Origin of the sequence: Alkalihalophilus lindianensis (genome assembly GCF_032843265.1) — a bacterium.
GTDB classification, from domain to species: Bacteria; Bacillota; Bacilli; order Bacillales; family Bacillaceae_D; genus Alkalihalophilus; species Alkalihalophilus lindianensis.
On sequence record NZ_JAWJBA010000200.1, the window covers coordinates 1 to 279 of the forward strand.

The 279-nt window shown below is 33.3% G+C and carries 1 pseudogene; it reads left to right on the forward strand.

Going from position 1 to position 279, the window contains the following annotated elements:
• A pseudogene (locus RYX56_RS21915) lies at positions 1 to 279 on the forward strand (polysaccharide biosynthesis protein); the annotation flags it as partial.

Genomic DNA, 279 nt, shown 5'->3' on the forward strand with positions numbered 1-279 from the left:
TTATATTTATAGGTATGCTTGGCGTGTTAAGAGGTTATTATCAATCTGCAAATAATATGACAGTTCCGGCTATTTCCCAGGTTATAGAACAAGTTATACGAGTAGGTATTATCATTGTTACTATTGTTATTTTTGTAGACAGAGGTTGGACGATATATGAAGCGGGAACAATTGCTATTTTAGCATCAACGATAGGTTTTTTAGGTTCTTCAATTTATTTAGTAGCGCACCGACCTTTTAAGTTTAAAATGGTAAATAACACTGCAAAGATCGTTTGGA